This window comes from Luteococcus struthionis (assembly GCF_048595755.1).
Taxonomy (GTDB): domain Bacteria; phylum Actinomycetota; class Actinomycetes; order Propionibacteriales; family Propionibacteriaceae; genus Luteococcus.
This window is the reverse complement of sequence record NZ_CP184360.1, coordinates 1,866,147-1,884,946: the sequence shown is the minus strand read 5'-3', so window position 1 is coordinate 1,884,946 and position 18,800 is coordinate 1,866,147. Positions and strand designations below refer to the sequence as shown.

General features: G+C 68.0%; 21 protein-coding genes and 1 pseudogene. 6 read left to right on the top strand and 16 right to left on the bottom strand.

The window, feature by feature from the left end; translation table 11 throughout:
- Positions 1–36: 36 nt before the first annotated feature.
- Complete coding sequence (locus tag ACOAMO_RS08650; protein ID WP_420174403.1) at positions 37–1,533, bottom strand: aldehyde dehydrogenase family protein; 1,497 nt, start codon at positions 1,531–1,533, stop codon at positions 37–39.
- Positions 1,534–1,649: 116 nt separating this feature from the next.
- Between ACOAMO_RS08650 and ACOAMO_RS08645 the strand changes: the two genes are divergently transcribed.
- On the top strand, positions 1,650–2,219 hold the full coding sequence (locus tag ACOAMO_RS08645) for a TetR/AcrR family transcriptional regulator (RefSeq protein ID WP_420174402.1): 570 nt from the start codon (positions 1,650–1,652) through the stop codon (positions 2,217–2,219).
- 16 nt (positions 2,220–2,235) lie between these two features.
- Here ACOAMO_RS08645 and ACOAMO_RS08640 read toward each other — a convergent pair whose 3' ends face one another.
- From ACOAMO_RS08640 to ACOAMO_RS08620, 5 genes are all read right to left on the bottom strand, one after another.
- Entirely contained in the window at positions 2,236–2,556 is a 321-nt protein-coding gene (locus tag ACOAMO_RS08640) for a DMT family transporter (RefSeq protein ID WP_420174401.1), read from the bottom strand.
- Positions 2,553–2,918, bottom strand: a complete 366-nt coding sequence (locus ACOAMO_RS08635) for a DMT family transporter (protein ID WP_420174400.1) — start codon at positions 2,916–2,918, stop codon at positions 2,553–2,555. Before ACOAMO_RS08635 ends, ACOAMO_RS08640 begins: the two co-directional genes overlap by 4 nt.
- Before the next feature lie 68 nt (positions 2,919–2,986).
- A complete protein-coding gene (locus tag ACOAMO_RS08630) occupies positions 2,987–4,591 on the bottom strand; it encodes a GNAT family N-acetyltransferase (protein WP_420174399.1) in 1,605 nt (534 codons plus the stop codon).
- Between the two features lie 3 nt (positions 4,592–4,594).
- Positions 4,595–4,999 (bottom strand): hypothetical protein, encoded by a 405-nt coding sequence (locus ACOAMO_RS08625; protein WP_420174398.1) that lies wholly within the window; start codon positions 4,997–4,999, stop codon positions 4,595–4,597.
- Between the two features lie 820 nt (positions 5,000–5,819).
- The gene (locus tag ACOAMO_RS08620) at positions 5,820–6,065 is read right to left on the bottom strand and encodes a hypothetical protein (protein ID WP_420174397.1); all 246 of its coding nucleotides are present in this window, start codon (positions 6,063–6,065) and stop codon (positions 5,820–5,822) included.
- Positions 6,066–6,257: 192 nt separating this feature from the next.
- Between ACOAMO_RS08620 and ACOAMO_RS08615 the strand changes: the two genes are divergently transcribed.
- A complete protein-coding gene (locus ACOAMO_RS08615; RefSeq protein WP_420174396.1) occupies positions 6,258–6,935 on the top strand; it encodes a DinB family protein in 678 nt (225 codons plus the stop codon).
- 136 nt (positions 6,936–7,071) lie between these two features.
- On the opposite strand, the gene ACOAMO_RS08610 is transcribed toward ACOAMO_RS08615, so the two are convergent.
- The 4 genes from ACOAMO_RS08610 to ACOAMO_RS08595 form a co-directional block, all read right to left on the bottom strand.
- The gene (locus tag ACOAMO_RS08610; protein ID WP_420174395.1) at positions 7,072–7,308 is read right to left on the bottom strand and encodes a hypothetical protein; all 237 of its coding nucleotides are present in this window, start codon (positions 7,306–7,308) and stop codon (positions 7,072–7,074) included.
- A gap of 174 nt (positions 7,309–7,482) precedes the next feature.
- Entirely contained in the window at positions 7,483–8,463 is a 981-nt protein-coding gene (locus ACOAMO_RS08605) for a diaminopimelate dehydrogenase (protein WP_420174394.1), read from the bottom strand.
- A gap of 73 nt (positions 8,464–8,536) precedes the next feature.
- Positions 8,537–9,712, bottom strand: coding sequence for an SLC13 family permease (locus ACOAMO_RS08600; RefSeq protein ID WP_420174393.1), 1,176 nt, complete (start codon positions 9,710–9,712; stop codon positions 8,537–8,539).
- Between the two features lie 72 nt (positions 9,713–9,784).
- Positions 9,785–10,393 carry a hypothetical protein gene (locus ACOAMO_RS08595; RefSeq protein ID WP_420174392.1) on the bottom strand — a complete coding sequence of 203 codons (609 nt, stop codon included), beginning with the start codon at positions 10,391–10,393 and terminating at the stop codon, positions 9,785–9,787.
- 77 nt (positions 10,394–10,470) lie between these two features.
- Here ACOAMO_RS08595 and ACOAMO_RS08590 point away from each other — a divergent pair, with 77 nt between their 5' ends.
- Complete coding sequence (locus tag ACOAMO_RS08590) at positions 10,471–11,199, top strand: HEAT repeat domain-containing protein (RefSeq protein WP_420174391.1); 729 nt, start codon at positions 10,471–10,473, stop codon at positions 11,197–11,199.
- Positions 11,200–11,209: 10 nt separating this feature from the next.
- Here the strand turns inward: ACOAMO_RS08590 and ACOAMO_RS08585 are convergent, their stop codons facing one another.
- Entirely contained in the window at positions 11,210–11,635 is a 426-nt protein-coding gene (locus tag ACOAMO_RS08585; RefSeq protein ID WP_420174390.1) for a hypothetical protein, read from the bottom strand.
- A 136-nt stretch (positions 11,636–11,771) separates the two neighbouring features.
- Between ACOAMO_RS08585 and ACOAMO_RS08580 the strand changes: the two genes are divergently transcribed.
- On the top strand, positions 11,772–12,386 hold the full coding sequence (locus ACOAMO_RS08580; protein ID WP_420174389.1) for an NAD(P)-dependent oxidoreductase: 615 nt from the start codon (positions 11,772–11,774) through the stop codon (positions 12,384–12,386).
- Positions 12,387–12,410: 24 nt separating this feature from the next.
- Here ACOAMO_RS08580 and ACOAMO_RS08575 read toward each other — a convergent pair whose 3' ends face one another.
- Positions 12,411–13,049, bottom strand: a complete 639-nt coding sequence (locus ACOAMO_RS08575; RefSeq protein WP_420174388.1) for an HD domain-containing protein — start codon at positions 13,047–13,049, stop codon at positions 12,411–12,413.
- 34 nt (positions 13,050–13,083) lie between these two features.
- A pseudogene (locus ACOAMO_RS08570) lies at positions 13,084–13,608 on the bottom strand (acetyl-CoA hydrolase/transferase C-terminal domain-containing protein); the annotation flags it as partial.
- 22 nt (positions 13,609–13,630) lie between these two features.
- Here ACOAMO_RS08570 and ACOAMO_RS08565 point away from each other — a divergent pair.
- Positions 13,631–14,293 carry a GlxA family transcriptional regulator gene (locus tag ACOAMO_RS08565; RefSeq protein ID WP_420174387.1) on the top strand — a complete coding sequence of 221 codons (663 nt, stop codon included), beginning with the start codon at positions 13,631–13,633 and terminating at the stop codon, positions 14,291–14,293.
- Between the two features lie 31 nt (positions 14,294–14,324).
- Here ACOAMO_RS08565 and pcp read toward each other — a convergent pair whose 3' ends face one another.
- Positions 14,325–14,966: a pyroglutamyl-peptidase I gene (pcp, locus tag ACOAMO_RS08560; RefSeq protein WP_420174386.1), complete on the bottom strand. Its 642-nt coding sequence runs from the start codon at positions 14,964–14,966 to the stop codon at positions 14,325–14,327.
- 4 nt (positions 14,967–14,970) lie between these two features.
- Entirely contained in the window at positions 14,971–15,504 is a 534-nt protein-coding gene (locus ACOAMO_RS08555; protein WP_420174385.1) for a type 1 glutamine amidotransferase domain-containing protein, read from the bottom strand.
- Between the two features lie 162 nt (positions 15,505–15,666).
- On the opposite strand from ACOAMO_RS08555, the gene ACOAMO_RS08550 reads away from it, so the two are divergent.
- Positions 15,667–17,364: a thiamine pyrophosphate-binding protein gene (locus ACOAMO_RS08550; RefSeq protein ID WP_420174384.1), complete on the top strand. Its 1,698-nt coding sequence runs from the start codon at positions 15,667–15,669 to the stop codon at positions 17,362–17,364.
- 12 nt (positions 17,365–17,376) lie between these two features.
- Here the strand turns inward: ACOAMO_RS08550 and ACOAMO_RS08545 are convergent, their stop codons facing one another.
- Complete coding sequence (locus tag ACOAMO_RS08545; protein WP_420174383.1) at positions 17,377–18,672, bottom strand: Nramp family divalent metal transporter; 1,296 nt, start codon at positions 18,670–18,672, stop codon at positions 17,377–17,379.
- Positions 18,673–18,800: the final 128 nt, after the last annotated feature.

Genomic DNA, 18,800 nt, shown 5'->3' with positions numbered 1-18,800 from the left:
GGGGCCTCGACAGGCTCGGCCGACGCGAGGGACGGGTCAGGCGCGGCTGTCGGCGAACCAGCCGGCCCGCGCGGGCGCGGTGTTGTGCCAGATGTGCTTGGTCTCCTGGTACTCGTGCAGGCCGGCCAGGCCCAGTTCGCGGCCGATGCCGGACTGCTTCATGCCGCCCCACTCGGCACCCGCGACGTAGGGGTGGTAGTCGTTGATCCAGATGGTTCCGTGGCGCAGCCGCTTGGCGACCCGCTCGGCGCGGCCCGCGTTCTCGGTCCACACCGCCCCGGCCAGGCCGTAGATGGTGTCATTGGCGACCGCGACGGCGGCATCCTCGGCCTCCTCACGGGTGGAACCGCTGAAGGTCTCCACGGTGAGCACCGGCCCGAAGGACTCGTCCTGGACGCAGCTCATGGAGCTGGTGCACTCGTCGAGGATGGTGGGCAGGTAGTAGAAGCCCTTGTCCAGCTCGGGATCGTCGGGGCGCTTGCCGCCGACCAGGAGCTTGGCGCCCTCGGCGACGGCGGCCTCGACGTAGGCCTCCACCTTCTCGCGGTGCGGTCCGCTGATCAGCGGGCCGGTCTCGGCCTGCTCGTCGAAGGGACCACCCAGCCGGATCTCACCGGCACGGCGCACCAACTCGTCGACGACCTGGTCATGGACGGACTCCTCCACCACCAGGCGGGCGCCCGCCGAGCACACCTGGCCGGAGTCCAGGAAGATCGCAGTGAGCGCATTGTCGATGGCGGCATCCAGGTCTGCGTCGGCAAAGATCACATTCGGGTTCTTGCCACCCAGCTCCAGGGCGACGCGCTTCACGGTGGGGGCCGCGGCGGCCATGATGCCGCGTCCGGTCTGCAGTCCGCCGGTGAAGCTGACCAGGTCGACGTCGGGGTGGCTGGTCATGGTGGCACCGACGGTGGCGCCGGGGCCCAGCACCAGGTTGGCCACACCCTTGGGCAGGCCCAGGCGTTCCAGCGCGCCCATCAGCCAGATCGCCGTCGACGGGGTCAGCTCACTGGGCTTGAGGACGAAGGTGTTGCCGGCGGCCAGTGCGGGGGCCACCTTCCACGAGGTCTGCAGCAGCGGGTAGTTCCAGGGCGTGATCATGCTGCACACCCCCACCGGCTCGGCCACCACGCGCGAGGAGACGCCCGGCATGCCCGGGTCCACGACGCGGCCCTGCTCGGCGGCGGCGAGGGTGGCGAAGTGACGAAAGACGCTGATGATGTCGTCCATGTCGAGGCGCGCCTCGACCATCCGCTTGCCCGTGTCGAGGGCCTCCAGACGAGCGACCTCCTCCTTCTCGTCGGTCAGCAGGTCGGCGAGCCGGTGCAGCAGCAGGCCACGCTCGGGTCCGGGGGTGTTGGGCCATTCACCGTTGTCGAAGGCCTTTCGGGCGGCGGCGATGGCGAGTTTGGCGTCGGCCTCGGCGCCTTCACTGACGGTGGTGACCAGCGTGCCGTCGGCGGGACAAAGGATCTCTCGCGTGGCACCGGATGCGGCTGGCTGCCAGGCGCCGTCGATGTACAGGTGGGACATGTCTCTCCTGGGTCGGGATCGTCGGGGCCCGGCGGGAGATGAGCCGTCGAGCACTGCAACAATAACGACCGTTTCACCGAAACGCACGTTTCACTCAGTCGGCTAGACTCTTTGCCATGTCCACCCGCCCCCCGGTGCGCGACCGCCTGCTGGATGCCGCCGATGCCCTCTTCTTCCAGGCCGGAGCCATCGCCACCCCCGTCGACAAGGTGCTGGCCCAGGCCGGCGCCTCCCCGTCCAGCCTCTATGCCCACTTCGGGAACAAGGACGGCCTGCTGGCCGCCGCACTCGAAAGACGGCTGGAGGTCTGGACCCAGGTCTGGGACCGGGCACTGGCGCAGGCCGACACCCCCCAGGAACGTCTGATGTCGATCTTCCCGGCGCTTCGCACTTACCAGGGCGAACACATGACCGAGAGGTGGTGCGCCTTCAGCGGGACGGCGGCAACGGTGCCCACCCAGCCGCCCCGCATCGCCGACATCCTGCAGCGGGAGACACAGATGCTGCGCGAGCGCTTCCTGACCTTCGCCAGCGAGGTCACCCTCGACCGCCCCGAAGCCCTGGCCCGCGCCATGATGATCACCTACACCGGAACCACCGCGATGATGCTGCGAGTGCCGTGGAGCGAAGCCATCCACGACGGGGAGATGACGGCGCGCACCCTCATCGCCGCGCACCAGGGTTGAGCGGAGCCAGGCCAGCTCAGGCGGTGGCACCCAGCTGGATCAGCAACACGCCTGCCATGATCAGCGTGATTCCCAGCACCATCGTTCGGGTCAACCTCTCCCCGAAGAGCACCCTGCTGAGCAGTGCCGTCAGTGCAACCCCGCTGGCCGACCAGATCCCGTAGGCCATGCCCAGGGGCATGCCCGCACGCAGCGCCAAGGCCAGGAAGGTGAAGGCGGCGCCATAACCCAGTGCGGTCACCAGGTACCAGGGCTTGCGGTCGACGGCCAACCGCATGGCGATCGTGCCCAGCACCTCGGTGAGGATCGCCCCGGCCAGCAGGGCCCAGACGCTCACGTCCCGGCCCTGTCCTGCCCGCCACGGGCCCCCAGCTCGACGCACAGCACACCGGCCATCACCAGCAGCAGGCCCAGACCCATCACCAGGCTGATCGGTTCCGCGAAGAGCAGGTTGGACAACACCGCGGTGAGGGCCACACCGCACGCGGCCCACACGCCGTAGGCCACTCCGAGCGGCATTCCCGTGCGCAAGGTCCAGGCCAGCAGCGTGAAGGCAAGCGCATAGGCCACCGCCACGACGGCATAGAGCCAAGGACGGTCCACGGCGCCCTTGAGGGAGAGCGAACCCGTGACCTCGGCCAGGATGGCTCCAACCAGCAACAGCGCCGGGCATCGGGGGGATTCGTCGAGGCCAGGCACGCGGACCACCTTCGTTGGTGCACGATGCCGAGTCAACTCACCAGTGGGAGCAGCTCCGGGTGCTCGACTCATGTGGGCAGCTGGCCGCGTCCAGCCAGCTCGGTGAGCGCCTCACCGGTGAGCCGGTAGGTGTCCCACTCGTCCAGGGCGACGGCCCCCATGTGCTGGTAGACGTCGATGGCGCTCTGGTTCCACTTGAGCACCACCCACTCCATCCGGGCATAACCGTGCTCGGCGGCCACGGCCGCCAGGCTGGCCAGCAGCTGGCTCCCCAGCCCCTTGCCGCGCGCCTCGGGGCGCACGAAGTAGTCCTCCAGGTAGATGCCGTGGGTGCCTTCCCAGGTGGAGTAGTTCAGGAACCACAGCGCAAAGCCGTCGATGCGGTGCCCAGACCCCGGCGGCGCGTCCACCACGTGACAGAAGATCGCCGGGTGCTCGGCAAAGAGCAGGGCGTGGAGCTTCTCGGGGGTGTTGCGGACCGCGTCGGGTTCCTTCTCGTAGTCGGCCAGCGCCTGGATCAGTTCGATGATCTCGATGACGTCTTCGGCCACGGCACGGCGCACAGTCATGCCATCAACCCTGCCACGGCAGGGCCCCGACAGGCACACTGGCTGCATGGACCATCGTGCTGTTCTCACCGACGCTGCCCAACGCCCCGTGCAGACTGCCGACGTGGTGCTGCGAGACCTCGGCAGCTTCTCGGTGACCAGAAGGGCCTCGATCTCGTCGACGACGATGGTGATGGGCTGGAACCGATCCTTGTCGGGGATGTCGAGCCAGTTCTTGAAACCCCTCTCGCGCATCCACTCGGCGCGCCGGTTCAACTCCTCGTTGACCAGCGCCAAGGCGGTGATGGATGATCGCAAACCGGTGCAGCCCCAGCCACCGGGGCGGACGAACTTCTTGAAGTCGTCGAAGTCGGCAGACTTCTCCGGGTCGTCGATGATGACCAGTTCGGAACCATTGGACAACAGGTCGCTGATCAGGGCGAACAGCAACACCGACTTGCCGGCACCGGGCATGCCGCCCAGCAGGGCCCAGGCCGATGCCTTCCAGTCGACGTAGACGGTCTCGAACTTGCCAGCCTGCCCGACCTCGGGGAGCTTCACGCCAAAGGGGGTCTTCATCATCGACCCCTTGCCGAGCTTGGAGATGGGCAGCTTAACCATTTTGGGGAAGGTCGGCGGGTCGGACGGGATGATCTGGGCCACCAAGGTCTGTGGGTTGACCTCGATGTACCAGCCGAACTTGCCGACGATACCTTCCGCGACCTCCTGCAGCTTCGCATCGTGCTGGCTGGGGGTGTAGGTGCCGGGCAGCTGGAGGTTGAACCCGCCGTCGGGGCGCTGCTGCACCTGGACGTCCCAGGGCTTGCACCGCATGGCCTGGGCCACGGCCTCGCGGCAGCGGAACTCGGCCTCGTTGAGCTTGGCCAGCATGGCGGTGCCGACGTGCGGGTTGAACTTCACCAGGAACCAGCCGGGGTTGAGCTCGGCCTGACGGGCGGCGATGCGGTCGCCGTCGGACAACTTGGTTCCGGCCTCGGGGTCGACCGTCTCGACCTGCCAGTCGGTGCCGAGCTTCTTCTGCACCGCGGCATTCAGGACCGCCCGGGTGTGCTTGGCCGGGTTGTAGGTGGCCGGCAGGCGCAGGGTGTGGGACTCGATCGCCATGGCTCAGGCCGCCTTCTGGGGCCGTTCGTCGACGACCCGGCCGGCCTGCAGCCGCGCCAGGTGCCCGATGGTGCCCTCGTCACCGACGATGACCAGGCAGACCCCCAGCGAGCGACCCGCGGTCAGCAGCGAGGACAGCAGTGGGGCAAGGTCGGAGGAGTCGTTGAGCGGATCGTGCTCCACGACGAGGACGACAGGGTTGGCCGGGGTGTTGCCGAGCAGCTGCTGGCAGCGTTCGACGGCCTCGGGGAGGGTTTCGATGTTCTCCACGCCGGCGCGGCGGTACTGGCTCCCCGAGCCGTGCAGCTCGATCGTGCACACGGGCAAGCCGGTGCCGAAGACCAGTTCACGGGCGCTGACGCGTTCGCTCGGTGGACGAGGGGCCGACGACGAGGATAGGGGACTCAACGATGGGGGTTTGCACGAACGCACTGTGCCGACACGGCCCGGTTGCGGGGTTTCACGGACGTGCGTCGTGGTGGCATCCTCGTGGTGCCACCATGACGCACGTTGCTCAGGCCCGCGTTCTACGCGAGGATCCGTTCAGGCTTGCGCCGGAAACCCACCGCCGAACGATCCAGAACGGAAGGATCGACACCACTGCAGCCAGCCCGAAGAACTCCAGCTGCGTGACACCGAACCGGGTCATTCGTAGGATGACGAAGGTCACGAGGCACGCTCCGATGTAGACCACGAGGCCACGGATTGCGCGAACAGCGATCATGTCATTCCGCTTTCATGTCGACCATCCAGCGGTTCCGTCACCGCGGGGCTCGATGCCGATGGACGGGATCTACTGAAGGCAGGAAAAGCGCATCACGAGGGCTACTGGTGGCGCACCACCCGTATGGCTGGATCCCACCGGCCAGCCGCCGGCTCTTTCCCACGGCGGCTCGGGGGTTTCCCACAAAGTGAATCCTCCGCAGGGTCCCGACGCACAGGACGTCGGTGGGGGACCGTCTCCGATCCCCCACACGTCCTTGGCTGCGAGCTTCTACGAGTCGCTCACGGGTGTTGTCTCCCAATGGCGTTGGAGATCCTCGTGCCAAGCGAGGTGCTGCTGTTGAGTCTCGAAGGCCACGAGTGCGCCGCACCGGGTGCAGGTCGGCATGGCTCCTGCCCGTTCATTGCGCTTGAAGCCGTCCAAGTACTTGGTCTGCGTCATTCCGAGCACTTCACTGACTTTGGACATTGAGGTCCTCTCTCTCATTTCCCGTCGGTCTAAAGCCTAGGTGTACTCGAAGATGACACCGCCGATGCAACCGATTGCAGCCGCGAGGCCGATTCGACGAATGACGAACTTCGCCGCGTTCTGCGGCGTGGCCAGCCACTGGACCAACTGCTCGAAAGTCATGCCGGATACGACACCGACGCCAAGGCACGCCTTGATGATCCTCTTGACTTCATCCTTGACACCGAAGGCATGCACTCGTCCATCGCTGCTGCTGCCAGAAGTCGCAGCACCACGAGTCATGTCTTCCGCGACGGTGCCGACACTGGCCCCTCCCCGATTGATCAGGACGATCTTCCGGTGTCGAGGTATCGAACGGCGTAGGCGGAGGAGGGAATCTTGCTGCTCTTCTTCTCAAGCACCTTTGCCAGTTGTGAGCGCAGCTCTGGCGTGAGCACTTCGGTTGCTCCAGGGCCAAGCGCGGTCCCCAGCTTGATGTCCTTCGGGACTGGCGCGGAGGGGAGCGCAGGGCACTGTGTGAAGCCTTCCGGGTTCTTCAACTGGTCAGTGGCGCCCGCGCAGTCCCGCCGAACAGCGCAGCCTGCGCCAGCGGCTCGTCCACGTCCGCCCCGCAGGTCTTGGGAAACCCAGCGGGGGCTGATGGGAAACACGATGAGAACAGGCTGTCCCACTCCTAGCCAGAAGCTAGCGCGAAACCCCCACCTCTCCCCCGAGGCGCTGCACACCAGGCCGGGCAGGGTGGGCAATCCCATCGCCTGGCTCGTCTGGCATGCCGCCAGGCAGATGGACGTGCAGCTGGCCGAACTCACCGGCGGTGCCACCGTGTGGGAGTCGCAGGACTGGGGCTCCCGGCTGGGCGTCGACCGTGGTCCCGACGACTTCGGCCTGGGCGACTCCCCACAGGCGGTCTCGCAGCTGCGCGTCTCCTCCGCCCAGGCGCTGCGCGACCATCTTGCCACCTGCACCGAGGCCCTCGTCGACCACATCGCCACGCTCAGTCCCAAAGACCTGGACGAGATCGTCGACGAGTCCTGGGAACCTCCGGTCAGCCGTGGAGTGCGCCTGGTCAGCATCGTAGACGACGCCGCGGCCCACCTGGGCCAAGCCGCCTATGCGCGTGGCCTGGTGGAGGACTGGTCAGTCGGGGTCTGACGCCCCGCCAAACCTCGGTCACTGCCGCAAACAGAGAGATGACCGCCCCTGACTGCCACCATGGCAATGAGGAGCCGGAATCTCTCTGTTTGCGTACGAGTCCAGCTCGTACGGGCTCGGTTCGTACGGGATTCGGTCAGCCGGCGGCGCCGCGGACCGTGCGCACCAGCATGACCACGCCGATCACGGCATTGATCAGGCCCAGGCCGCCCAGCCCGGGCGAGTCGTCGGCCTGTCCGAAGACGACGAGCAAGGCCCCCAGGCCGATCAGGTAGACCGCGGCAAATCCTTGGGCCACCGTCCAGGCCCGCGAGTGGCTGGGCCTGACGGCGTCCTTGCGCTGGGTGTCGAAACTGCTGCCTGGCTCAGTCATGCTGGCTCCTCGGGGTGATCGGCAGACCGGGCAGGTGTCGGGAGCTGGCTGCCGCAAGAACCATGTCATGTCGGTGGCGGCATCGCCACCGCCACCACACGCAGGCGCTGCGCCAGCCCACCGGGGCCGACGCAGCGCCTGTCAACCAGACTCCTGGAGAGCCAGGAGCACTGCTCAGAGCTTGTCCTTGACCAGGTCGTCCAGCGGCTCGACCGAGAGCAGGTAGGGCGCCACCTCGAAGACGGTGCGGGCACCCACCTCGCCGTTGGCCTTCATCCGGTGCGCGGCACGGCCGTAGGCCACCTGCATCGCGGCGGTGAAGTCGGGATTGCGCTCCAGCTGCAGGCCGAACTCGATGACGTGACCCGAAGTACCTGCCTTGCCGCGGGTGATGACCTGTCCGCCGTGCGGCATGCCCTGATGGTCGCGGTCGAAGTCCTCCTCGCTGATGAACTCGACGGTGGTCTCGTAGGGCTCGAAGTAGTCGGGCATCGTGACGATGGCCTCGCGGATGCTGTTGCGGGTGGCCTCGTCGGCCGCCTCGTCACCGGTCTGCTCCGCGACGACGTAGACCTGCCGCAGGTGGCACTCGTTGCCCTTGAGACCCGCAGCCTCGCCGCGCTTGACCGCGTCGATGGCCTCCTGCTTGGGGACGGTGTACTGCACGCCCTTCTTCACACCGGGGACGCGACGCACCGCGTCGGAGTGGCCCTGGCTGAGCCCCGGGCCCCAGAAGGTCATCTGGTCGGCGCCCGGCAGCACGGCCGTGCCCAGCACGCGGTTGAGGGAGAAGAAGCCGGGGTCCCAGCCGGTGGAGATCATGGCGATGGTGCCACCCTCGCGGGCCGCGGCATCCATGGCGGCGCGGTGCTTGGGGATCTCGTGGTGGTTGTCATAGGTGTCGACGGTGGTGAAGTGGCGGGCGAGCGCCGGAGCCTGCTCGGGCACGTCGGTGGCCGACCCCAGGCACACGAACAGGACGTCGACCTCGTCGGCATACTTCTCCACCTCGGCGGCGGGCAGCACCCGGGCCGTGGTGTCGAGCGAGTCACGCCGGGAGAAGATGCCAACCAACTCCATGTCGGGCTGGTCTGCCACGACCTTCTCGACGCTGCGTCCAAGGTTTCCGTAGCCAATGATGGCGGTGCGAATCATGGACGAATTCTAGGGCCCACACGCACGTGCGCGACAACACGCCATTCTCGGCCGCCACCCCGGCGCCGAATGATCAGGCGACGATCTGGAAGACCCACACGGCCAAGGTCATGGTGGTGAGGGTGATCAGCACGATGCCGATCAGGTTCAGCCACAGACCTCCCTTGACCATCTGGGGGATGGCGACATAACCCGAGCCGTAGGCAACGGCATTCGGCGGGGTTGCCACCGGCAGCATGAAGGCACAGGTGGCGGCCAGGGCGACGGGGATCGTCAGCAGCATCGGGTCGAGGTCGAGCCCCAGGCCGATACCGCCGGCGACGGGCAGGAAGGTGGCGGCCGTGGCGGTGTTCGAGGTGAGCTCGGTCAGGAAGAGGATGACCATCGCCAGGACGGCCACCAGTGCGATGGCGGGCAGCCCACCGAGCCCTTGGGCCTGGGCGCCGATCCATTCGGTCAGGCCGGACGAGCTGAACTGGCTCGACAGCGCCAGGCCGCCCCCGAACAGCAGCAGCACACCCCAAGGAAGCTGGACGGCACTGTCCCAGTCGAGCAGACGCACACCTCGGTTCGCGTCAGCGGCCAGTTCCTCGGGATCCTGGCCAGCGCCCCCGTTGTCCTCCCCGACGAGGTCGGAGACGAGCATGAGCACCGAGACGCCGATGGGCAGCATCATCACCGCCGTCGCGGTGTTCGAGACCCACATCGAGAGGAAGCCCGTGGCAATCATGAAACCGGCAACGACCATCGACGGCTTGGTACCCATGGCGCGGACCGTGTGCAGCGCAATGCGGCGATGGAGGTTCCAGCGCTGCATGGCCAGTGCCAGCAGGAATCCGCCCATGAACAGGAAGATGATGCTGTTGCCATAGGAGGCCCCGACGTCGTTGAAGGACACGTCCGTGCCGAGGCTGGGGAAAACGACAAGCGGCACCAGCGCCGTTGCCGGAATCGGAAGGGCCTCGGTCATCCACCAGACACCCATCAGAACCGCGGTCGCGGCGGTCAGCTTCGCGGAGTGGGCCACGCTCCCCATGGCCAGATAGACGGCCGCCGCAGCCAGCAGGCCCGCAACCAGGCCGGCCCAGCGGAACCGGTTGGTCTTCTCCTCCACCGCGGGCGCGCGCTCGCCGGGAGACTGCTGATTGATCTCCTCCCCGCGGCGTGGGTCGGGCTCCAGGTTGTGCAGGTGGTCACCCGGCATCGAATGCGGGTGCCAGTCCTTCACGACAGCGTCGTCGTCCGCCATCGGGGTCTCCTCGTCGTCGAGTCTCGTGCGTGACCCGTCACGATATCCGAGGAGACGCCACGCGTCGGGGACCTAGCTGTGCGAGTGCCGAAAGGTGATCTGGGCCTCGGGCTCCACGGCCTTCACGATGCCCGAGTAGAAGGTCTCGGCCTGCTGCTCCAGCAGTTCCCGGTTGGCCTCCACCTGTTCCTGCTTGGCCTGGCCGTCCAGCACGTCCTCGACGATCTTGGCGGTGTCGATCTTGGGGGTCGACCAGCTGAGCACACCATTCTTCTCCACTGCGGTGGAGAACTTGGCCTCGTCGTGGCCGATGAAGATGAACTCGGGCAACGTGATCTCGTAGGACTTCTCACCCTTCTGCGTGATGCCCACTCGGCTGCCGTCCAGCCCCAGCTTGGCCCGGTAGGAGTACTGCACGAACTGCACACGCTCGGTGCCGGGGATCTCGATACCGCGGATGCTGCGTTGCACCTGGTCGGAGGCGATCCCCTGCACTCCAAGGCTCACCAGCACCACCTGCTCCTCGGTGCGCACCGCCTCAACCACCTCGGTGGTGGAGGGCGACTCGCTCTGGCCGAAGATCGACGGCCACAGCTGTGCAGGAACACCACGGCCCACCACCAGCCCGACGAGCAGCGCAAGCAGGCATGCGACGACCGCCAGCACACGATTCCTGTTCATCCTGACCTCCCTGCCCGACACATCGGTCTGGCTTCGAGGCTACCCGCAGCACTTGGCCGCACGCGTAGCCTGACGGGGTGACCACTCTTGCCCGCGCCATGGAAGCTCTCGCCTCGGATGATGCCCAGCTGCGGCAGCAAGCTGCCCTGGTGCTGGGCACCGTGGACACGTCCTCGGTGCAGGAGCGGCTGGTCTGGGCCATGGCCAGCGAACCCGACCCCTTCGTGCGCGAAACCCTGGTGTGGGCCGTGGTGGCCCAACCGGTGGCCGCGACCCCCGTGCTGGTGGCTGCGCTGCAGGGCGACCTGCCGCGGGAACCCGTCCTGCACGCGCTCAGCAAGATCGGCGACCCGACCACGGTGGGGGCGATCCTCCCCCACGCTGCCAGCACCGACCCGGTGGTCGCAGCCAAGGCGTGGTGGGCGCTGGGACGCATCGCCACCGACGAGGGTCTGACGGTTCTGCTGGCGCACTTGGGCTCAGACAAGGCCGAACTGCGCCACGGACTGACCCGGGCCCTGCTCCAGTATGGTGCGGCCGCCATCGATCCGTTGGGCCGGGCGCTCGCCCACGACGACGCAGCCGTGCGGTCGCATGCGGCCGAGGTGCTGGTCGCCTTCGCAGACCCGAGCCGTTACGGCACCGTGGAGCGCCGCACCGGGCAGGACTTCTCCGCGCGCGCCGCGGAGGTCTTGCGCACGGCCACCGCTCCCGAGGTGGACGGTGCGCTGCTGTTGGCCACGGTCACCGACGACCGTCCGGGTCTCACGCAGGCCGCCCAACAATTGCGCGACCAGCGCGGCTGAACCGGCCTGCTCAGTCCGGCACCAGCGCCGCAGCACCGGCCAGAGCCGCAGCCGCCACGGCCATCCGGGTGTGGGCGCCGCGCACGCCTTCGGCGCGACGGCGTTCTCCCCGCGCGAAGATCTTCTTCTCGACGACGACGCTGCCCCAGATGCTGGCACCCAGCAGCGCGGCCCCGGCGGCCAGCTGGGTGGCGGTCAACCCCGACGTGGTCGACTCGGCCGACTCAGCTCCGGGTTCCTGCTCGTCGGGAAGCTCGTCGTCGGGAAGATCGCCGGCCAGTGCCCAGCCCAGCGCCACACCACCGATCGACAGGCCGGTCTTGAGCAGGGTCCGTGCACGACGTGAACGCACCACGTCTGGCATCGCGTACCAGGCTAGGGCGAAGGCCGCCACGCTCGCGGCCAGCGGGGTCTGGGTCTCGTCAGGGGTGATCATGACCACAGTCTGGCACCCTGCGGTGGCAGGCGATGGTGGCTGCCTGACCCGCCTGGCCACCTCGCCCGCTCGGCCTCCCCGATTGCCTGGCGATCGTGTTTGACTGGAAGGGGCAATCGTCGTGAAGGGAGTCCTCGTGAAGATCGTCGTCGTGGGTGGGTCGCAGGGAACCGGCCGGGCGTTGGCAGAGGCAGCCGTCAGTGCCGGGCACGAGGTGACCGTGCTCTCCCGCTCCGGGAATGGGCCTGTGGGAACGACCGTGGTCACCGGCACCGCCACTGACCCGGCCGTGGCTCGAGAGGCGGTTGCCGGCGCGGATGCGGTGGTGGTGACCGTCGGCGGCGCCAAGGGATCCCCCAGGGCCCGCACCCAGGTCACCGCCAGCGTCGTGCAGGCGATGAAGCAGACCGGTGTGCGGCGCCTGGTGGTGCAGACCTCCCTGGGCGCGGGTGGTTCGGCTCGTCAGCTGCCGGTTCCGTTGCGCCAGCTCACGCCATTGGTGCTGAAGCAGCCGTTGGCCGACCACGACGCGCAAGAGGCCGTGGTGCGCGCCTCCGGCCTGGACTGGACGATCGTGCGCCCCGCGGGGCTCACCAACAAGCCGGCCACTCGACGGTGGAAGGCCCTGCGTGACGACGAGCTGGGCGTGCTGCACGGCAGCATCCCCCGCGGCGACGTGGCCGCCTTCATGCTGCAGGTGCTCGAAACCCCGTCGACGATCGGTGCCCACATCGCAATCAGCGGCACCTGAGCGTCGCCGTGCCGTGGTCACGGGTCATTCGGGCCAGTCGGAAGCGCGGATCACCTCGACGAAGTCCGTGCGCTGGAAGCCGGGGACGAAGTGCTGCAGGACGTCGGCCTTCACATTCCCGAAGGTGGTCTGGGGCCGGTGCCTGATGCCTTCGGTGAAGGCGGCCAGGATGCCGTTCTTGAAGTCAGGCCGCGGATGGGCGGCCACCACTGCGGCGCGCTGCTCGTCGCTGATGGCGTCGTAGCCGACGCCCATCACGTCCAGTTCGACGCCACGGCTGACCAGCTCGATCTCCGGCGCCATGTGCATCGGCACCTCGGGCGTGGTGTGCAGGGCGATGGACGCCCACACCCGTTCGGCCTTCTCGGCCGTGATTCCCTGCTGCTGCAGGAAGTCTCGCGCAGTGTCGGCGCCGTCGATCTCGAAGCGCTGGTCGTCGGTGCGGTAGCGCTCGGTGAGACCCAGGTCGTGGAACATCGCGCCCACGTAGAGCAGCTCTGGATCCCACTGCAGCCCACGCTCCTGGCCACGCAATGAGGCGAACAGGAAGGTGCGGCGGCTGTGGTGGTAGACCAGATCGGTGGTCGCGTCGCGCACCAGCTCCGTGGCCTCGCGGGCCAAGGTGCTGTCGGGAATGGTGATTCCGGCGATGGTCTCGGTCATGGTGTCCTTTCCTGCCGTGTCGGGGATCGGCTGGTCAGCCGCGCATCGAACCGGTCTCGTTCAGGTTCTGGTGGAAGGCCAGCGCGGTGGCCAGGTGATGGGGCTCGTGCATGGCCTTGCCGCTGGCGGCCTCGGCGCGCTCCAGGTAGTCCTGCAGCAGCGGCCGGTAGTCCGGGTGGGCCACCTGCACCATGCGGCGTGCCCGCTCCCGCGGTGCCAGGCCCCGCAAGTCTGCATAGCCGTGCTCGGTGATGACCACCATCACGTCATGCTCGGTGTGGTCGATGTGGCTCGCGAAGGGCACAATCGCGGAGATGGCGCCATCCTTGGCCACCGGCGGGGAGATGAACGAGGAGATGTAGCCGTTGCGGGTGAAGTCACCCGAGCCACCGATGCCGTTCATGATCCGCGAACCGGCCACGCAGGTGGAGTTCACATGGCCGTACAGGTCTGCCTCGATCATGCCGTTGGTGGCGATCAGTCCCACCCGTCGGATCACCTCGGGATGGTTCGAGACCTGCAACGGACGGGTGATGATGTGCTCGCGGTAGCGGGCGGCCTCGGTCTGCACCGGCGCCTTCGTGCTGGCAGCCCTCGGACTGCTCGACGGGCGCCGGGCCACCACGCACTGGCGCCAGGCCGACGAGCTGGCCCAGCTGCACCCCCAGGTGCGGGTGCAGGCGGACGTGCTGCACATCGCCGACGGGCCGGTGTGGACTTCGGCCGGGATCACCGCCGGAGTCGACCTGGCCCTGTCCTTGGTGGAGACCGATCTCGGTGCAGAGTGTGCCCGGCGGGTCGCCCGGGAACTGGTGGTCTTCCTGCATCGCTCGGGCGGGCAGGCGCAGTTCTCCACGTCGCTGCGCACCCCGGTGACCACCCATGCACGTCTGCGCGAGCTGATGGAAAGCGTGCAGGCGGACCCGGCGGCGCCCCACACCGTGGACTCCATGGCCCGGGCCGTTGCACTGAGCAGCCGTCAACTCACCCGGCTCTTCCAGCAGGAGCTGGCCACCACCCCCGCCCGCTGGCTGGAGTTGGTGCGGCTGGACCATGCCAAGCAACTGCTGCTGGATGGTCACTCGGTGACCGAGAGCGCCCAGCTGAGTGGCTTCGGCTCCGACGAGACCCTGCGTCGCGCCTTCTGGCGCCACCTGCACACCACTCCAAGCGACTATCGCGACCACTTCGCGACCAGCAGCGGCACCGACGTCGGTGCAAAACCGCTCAGTTCTGAGGTCTGATCACGCTGGGCCGGGCTCAGTGGGGCCGGGGTCAGTGGGTCTGACCGGCCACCAACTGGATGTCCTGGTCATGGGCCACCACGGCTGCGAGCGTCGCCTGAAGGGCGCGAGTGATGTCGGCCAGCGCCAAGGAGGCCACCCCGGGCCGCTCGACAACCTGCTCCGGGATGAAGGGAACGTGCACGAAACCAGCGCGAACCCCGCCGCCACGAGCCGCGATGTGGTGCAGCACCCCGTACATCAGGTGGTTGCAGACGAAGGTCCCGGCGGTGTTGGACAGCGACGAGGGCAGCCCCTCGTCGCGGATGGCCTGCACCATCGCCTTGACCGGGAGCGACGAGAAGTAGGCCGCCGGCCCACCGTCCACCACCGGCACGTCCAGGGGTTGGTTTCCCTCGTTGTCACCGATGCGGGCGTCGTCGACGTTGATGGCGACACGCTCCGGTGTCACGTCGGGGCGGCCACCCGCCTGGCCGACGCAGACCACAACGTCGGGGCGCAGCTCATCCATGGCCGCGGTGACCACGTCGATGGAACGCCCGAAGACGGTGGGCACCTGCAGCGTGACCACCTCCGCCCCCGCGACCTCGGCGGGCAGCGCGCGGACAGCCTCGAGGGCCGGGTTGACGCTCTCCCCGCCGAAGGGGTCGAAGGCGGTCACGAGCAGGCGCACGGGATCAGGCCTCGTCGATGGCCTTGACGAAGGCGTCCAGGTCGTCGGGATTGCGCGAGGTGATCAGCGTCCACCCGTTGGCGGTGCACACCTTGGCCTGCTCGTCCACGACGGTGGCACCGGCATTCTTCAGGTCGGTGCGGACCGAGTCGTAGCCGGTGAGGGTCTTGCCCTCGGCAAGGCCGGTCTCCACCAGCACCCAAGGTGCGTGGCAGATGGCGGCGACGGTGCGTCCGGCCTCGGCCTGACTCTTGACGATCGACTGGATCTCGGGGTCCATCCGGGCGGCGTCGGAGTTCAGGGTGCCGCCGGGCAGCACCACGACGTCGAAGGGGCCGCTGGCCTGGGAGAGCTTGGCGTCCACGGGGAAGACCTCGCCGCGATCCTTGTCGCCGACGAAGGTCTGCACGTCCTCGCCGGAGGGGGTGGCGACGACGACTTCGTGACCCAGTTCCTTGAGCTTGGTGGCGGGCACCACGATCTCGGGCTGCTCGACACCGAAGTCGGTGGAGACGATGATGATCTTCTTGGTAGCCATGCCTTGACGCTAACAACGAGGCCGGACCCCTCCAAGGGATGGTGCGCGATCTTCGCCGAACGCGAATCCCAAGGGGCGCGGCAGCACTCACCCCCTTTGGGGCGAGACGCCCGTTGGGCCGCAACTCCTAGCATGGGAGGAAAGCGAGGAGAGGACCGCGCCATGAGCAGCATGCCCACCAGCACCGAGGCCCATCAGGTCACCGCAGAGAGCCTCACCCCCGACGAGTTCACCGGCGGCGACATCCTGGTGGAGGTGATGCGCGCTGCCGGCGTGGAGGTGGCCTTCGGCGTCATCAGCATCCACAACCTGCCCTTGGTGGAGACGGTGCAGCGAGACCTGCGCTTCGTCCCGGTGCGCCACGAGGCGGCCGCGATCAATGCCGCCGACGCCTACGCCCGCGCCACCGGTGGCATCGGGGTGGCCATCACCTCCACCGGCACCGGCGCCGGCAATGCGGCCGGATCGATGCTGGAGGCCCTGACGGCGGGCAGCCGCGTGCTCCACGTGACCGGCAATGTGGCCTCCGAGCTGATCGGCCAGGGCAAGGGCGCCTACCACGAGGTGCCACGGCAGCTGCAGATGTTGCAGGCCGTCAGCCAGCATGCGTTGCGGGTGGAGACTGCCCGTCAGGCGCGCGCCACCCTCACCGAGGCGGTCCGCCTGTTGACCACCGCCCCCACCGGAACGGTCAGCGTCGACTGGCCGATCGACCTGCAGTACCTGGCCAAGCCCGACGAGCAGAACAAGGTGGACGAGCGCGAAGTCCAGCTGCGCACCGGGGCCCGTCGCGACGTCGAACGTGCCGCCACGATGATGAAGCAGGCGCAGCGTCCACTGATCTGGGTGGGCGGCGGCGCGCGCGAGGCCGCCGAGGACGTCACCCGGCTGGCCGAGGCGTGGGGTGCTGGTGTGTTGAGCGGGACCAATGGACGCGGCACCGTCGCGGAGGACCACGAGCTGCTGATCGGCAACTTTGCCGCCGACGAAGCCGTCGAGCCGTTGCTGCAGCAGGCCGACCTGCTGTTGACCCTCGGCTCCCACCTGCGTGGCAATGAGACCCGCAACTTCAGCCTTCCGCTGCCCGAGCAGCACATCCAGGTGGACCTGGACTCCGAGGTGATCGGCATCAACTTCCCCGCGACGGTGGCGCTGCAGGCAGATGTGCGCTCGGTGGTTCCTGCCCTGACCGAGCTGCTCGACCAGACCAGCGTGGATCCCGAATGGAAGCAGCAGGTGCAGGACGCCGCGCGCCAGGCACGTGAGTCCCACCGCGTCGACATCGGCGCCTATGCGCAGATCTGTGACTCGATCCGGGCCCGGCTCCCCCGCCGTGCCGTCGTGGTGCGTGACGTGACGGTGCCGGGCAGCTCGTGGGGCAACCGACTGCTGCAGACCTACGATCCGCGCGACAACATCTTCGCCGCGGGCGGTGGCATCGGGCAGGGGCTGGCGCAAGCGATCGGCGCCGGGGTGGCCCGCCCGGACGACCCGGTGCTGGCCATCGTCGGCGACGGGGGCCTGCAGGTCTACCTGGGCGAGCTGGCGGTGCTCGCCGAGCAGTCACCGCACGTGGTGCTGGTGGTCTTCAACGACGGTGGCTATGGGGTGCTGCGCAACCTGCAGAAGGCCCGCAGCGCACCGCAGCGCGCCGTCGACCTGCTCACCCCAGACCTGAAGCTGGTGTGCAACGGCATGGGCCTGAAGCACAAGCGGGTGGAGGATCCCGAGGGCTTCGACAAGGCCTTGAAGAAGGCCCTGAAGCGCTCCGGCCCCACCGTCATCGAGGTGATGGTCGACGAGCTGAGCCCGCGTCCGAAGGACTTGGTGCCGCCCACCGAGGCTCCGTCGGCCGAGTGATCGCAGGCCTGTTCACAGCAGGCCGGTGATGGTCTCCTGCAACTGCAGCAGGCACAGGAAGCCGAACAGCGCCAGACAGGCCACCAGCAGGGCATTGGACAGCCGCCCGTTGCGCAGGTCCGGCGGCGTGGAGGCTCGGTTCATGATGATGAGCAGCGCCACCGAGAGGATGGGCAGCACCAGGGAGCTGATCGCGGCATAGATCAGCACCAGGGTGACGGGCTTGCCCGTCTGGAGGATCAGCACCGAGCACAGGGCGAGCCAGACCAGCGCGGCCCGGAATTCCGGTGCCTTGGCCGACATGTCGTGGCCGGGCTCGTCCTGGTGCGGGTAGCGGCGCACCACGCGCAGGCAGTCGCCGGTGACATAGGCGATGCCCTGGAAACCGCCCAGCACCGAGGAGTAGGTGACCGCGAAGAAGGACAGCAGGAAGAGCACATGGCCGACGGTTCCGATCTGTCCGGCCAGGATCTCGCCCACCTCGAAGACGGCGTCATTGGAGGTGATCTTGTGCTTGCCGCCCAGTAGCCAGAAGGCCCCCACTGCCGTCATGGCGACGGCGAAGATCCCGATCATCAGGTAGCTGACGGCCAGGTCGGTGCGGACCATGGTGCGCCATTCGCTGCCGCTCCAGCGCTTCTCTCGCACGAAGTAGGTGTAGGCCATGATCCCGGTGGCACCACCCACGCCACCGATCAGCGACAGCACCGTGACCAGTGAGTTGGTGGGCAGGATGGGCAGGAGGGTCTGGCGGGCCTGCGCGGCGCTGGCCCCCGAGCCGGCAGAGGTGAGGGCCAGGTAGACGATGCCGAAGAACATGAGCACGGCGAAGCCCACCATCACCTTCTCCACCAAGGAGTAGCGGCCGATCCACAACATCACCACGGCGGAGGCCAGCACGGCGGCAAAGGTGATGCCGAAGGGTAGGCCGGGGAACAGTTCCATCAGGATCAGGGTGGAGATGGAGCACACCCCGGCACCGAAGAAGAGGCCGATCAGCAGTTCGGCCACCAGCAGGATGGCCGGGAAGGTGCGGCCACCCACCTGCGTCAGGTGTGACAGGAAGGAGCGGTCCCCGGACAGCTGCAGCCGGGCGATGGACTCGTTGAGGGCGTACTTCAGCACCAGTCCGACGACGAAGACCCAGGCCAGGGCCATGCCGTACTGCGCGCCGGAGTTCAGGGTGGTGACCATGTCGGAGGCGCCGACGCTGGCCAGGGCCAGCACGATTCCGGGACCGATCAGGCGCAGGGCCCTGGCCCAGGTGGCGGGCGGCGCGGGGGTCTGGGGCGGGACTGTGTGTGCCACGGCATACCTCGTCGTCAGCTCTGGATGGTCCCGCGAAGCTACCTTCACGTGTGCCCCCACCGGCCACTGTCCACCCACTGGGCCACCAAATGTTCCACCCCGCAGCCCGAAGTGAACTTAGGCAAGCC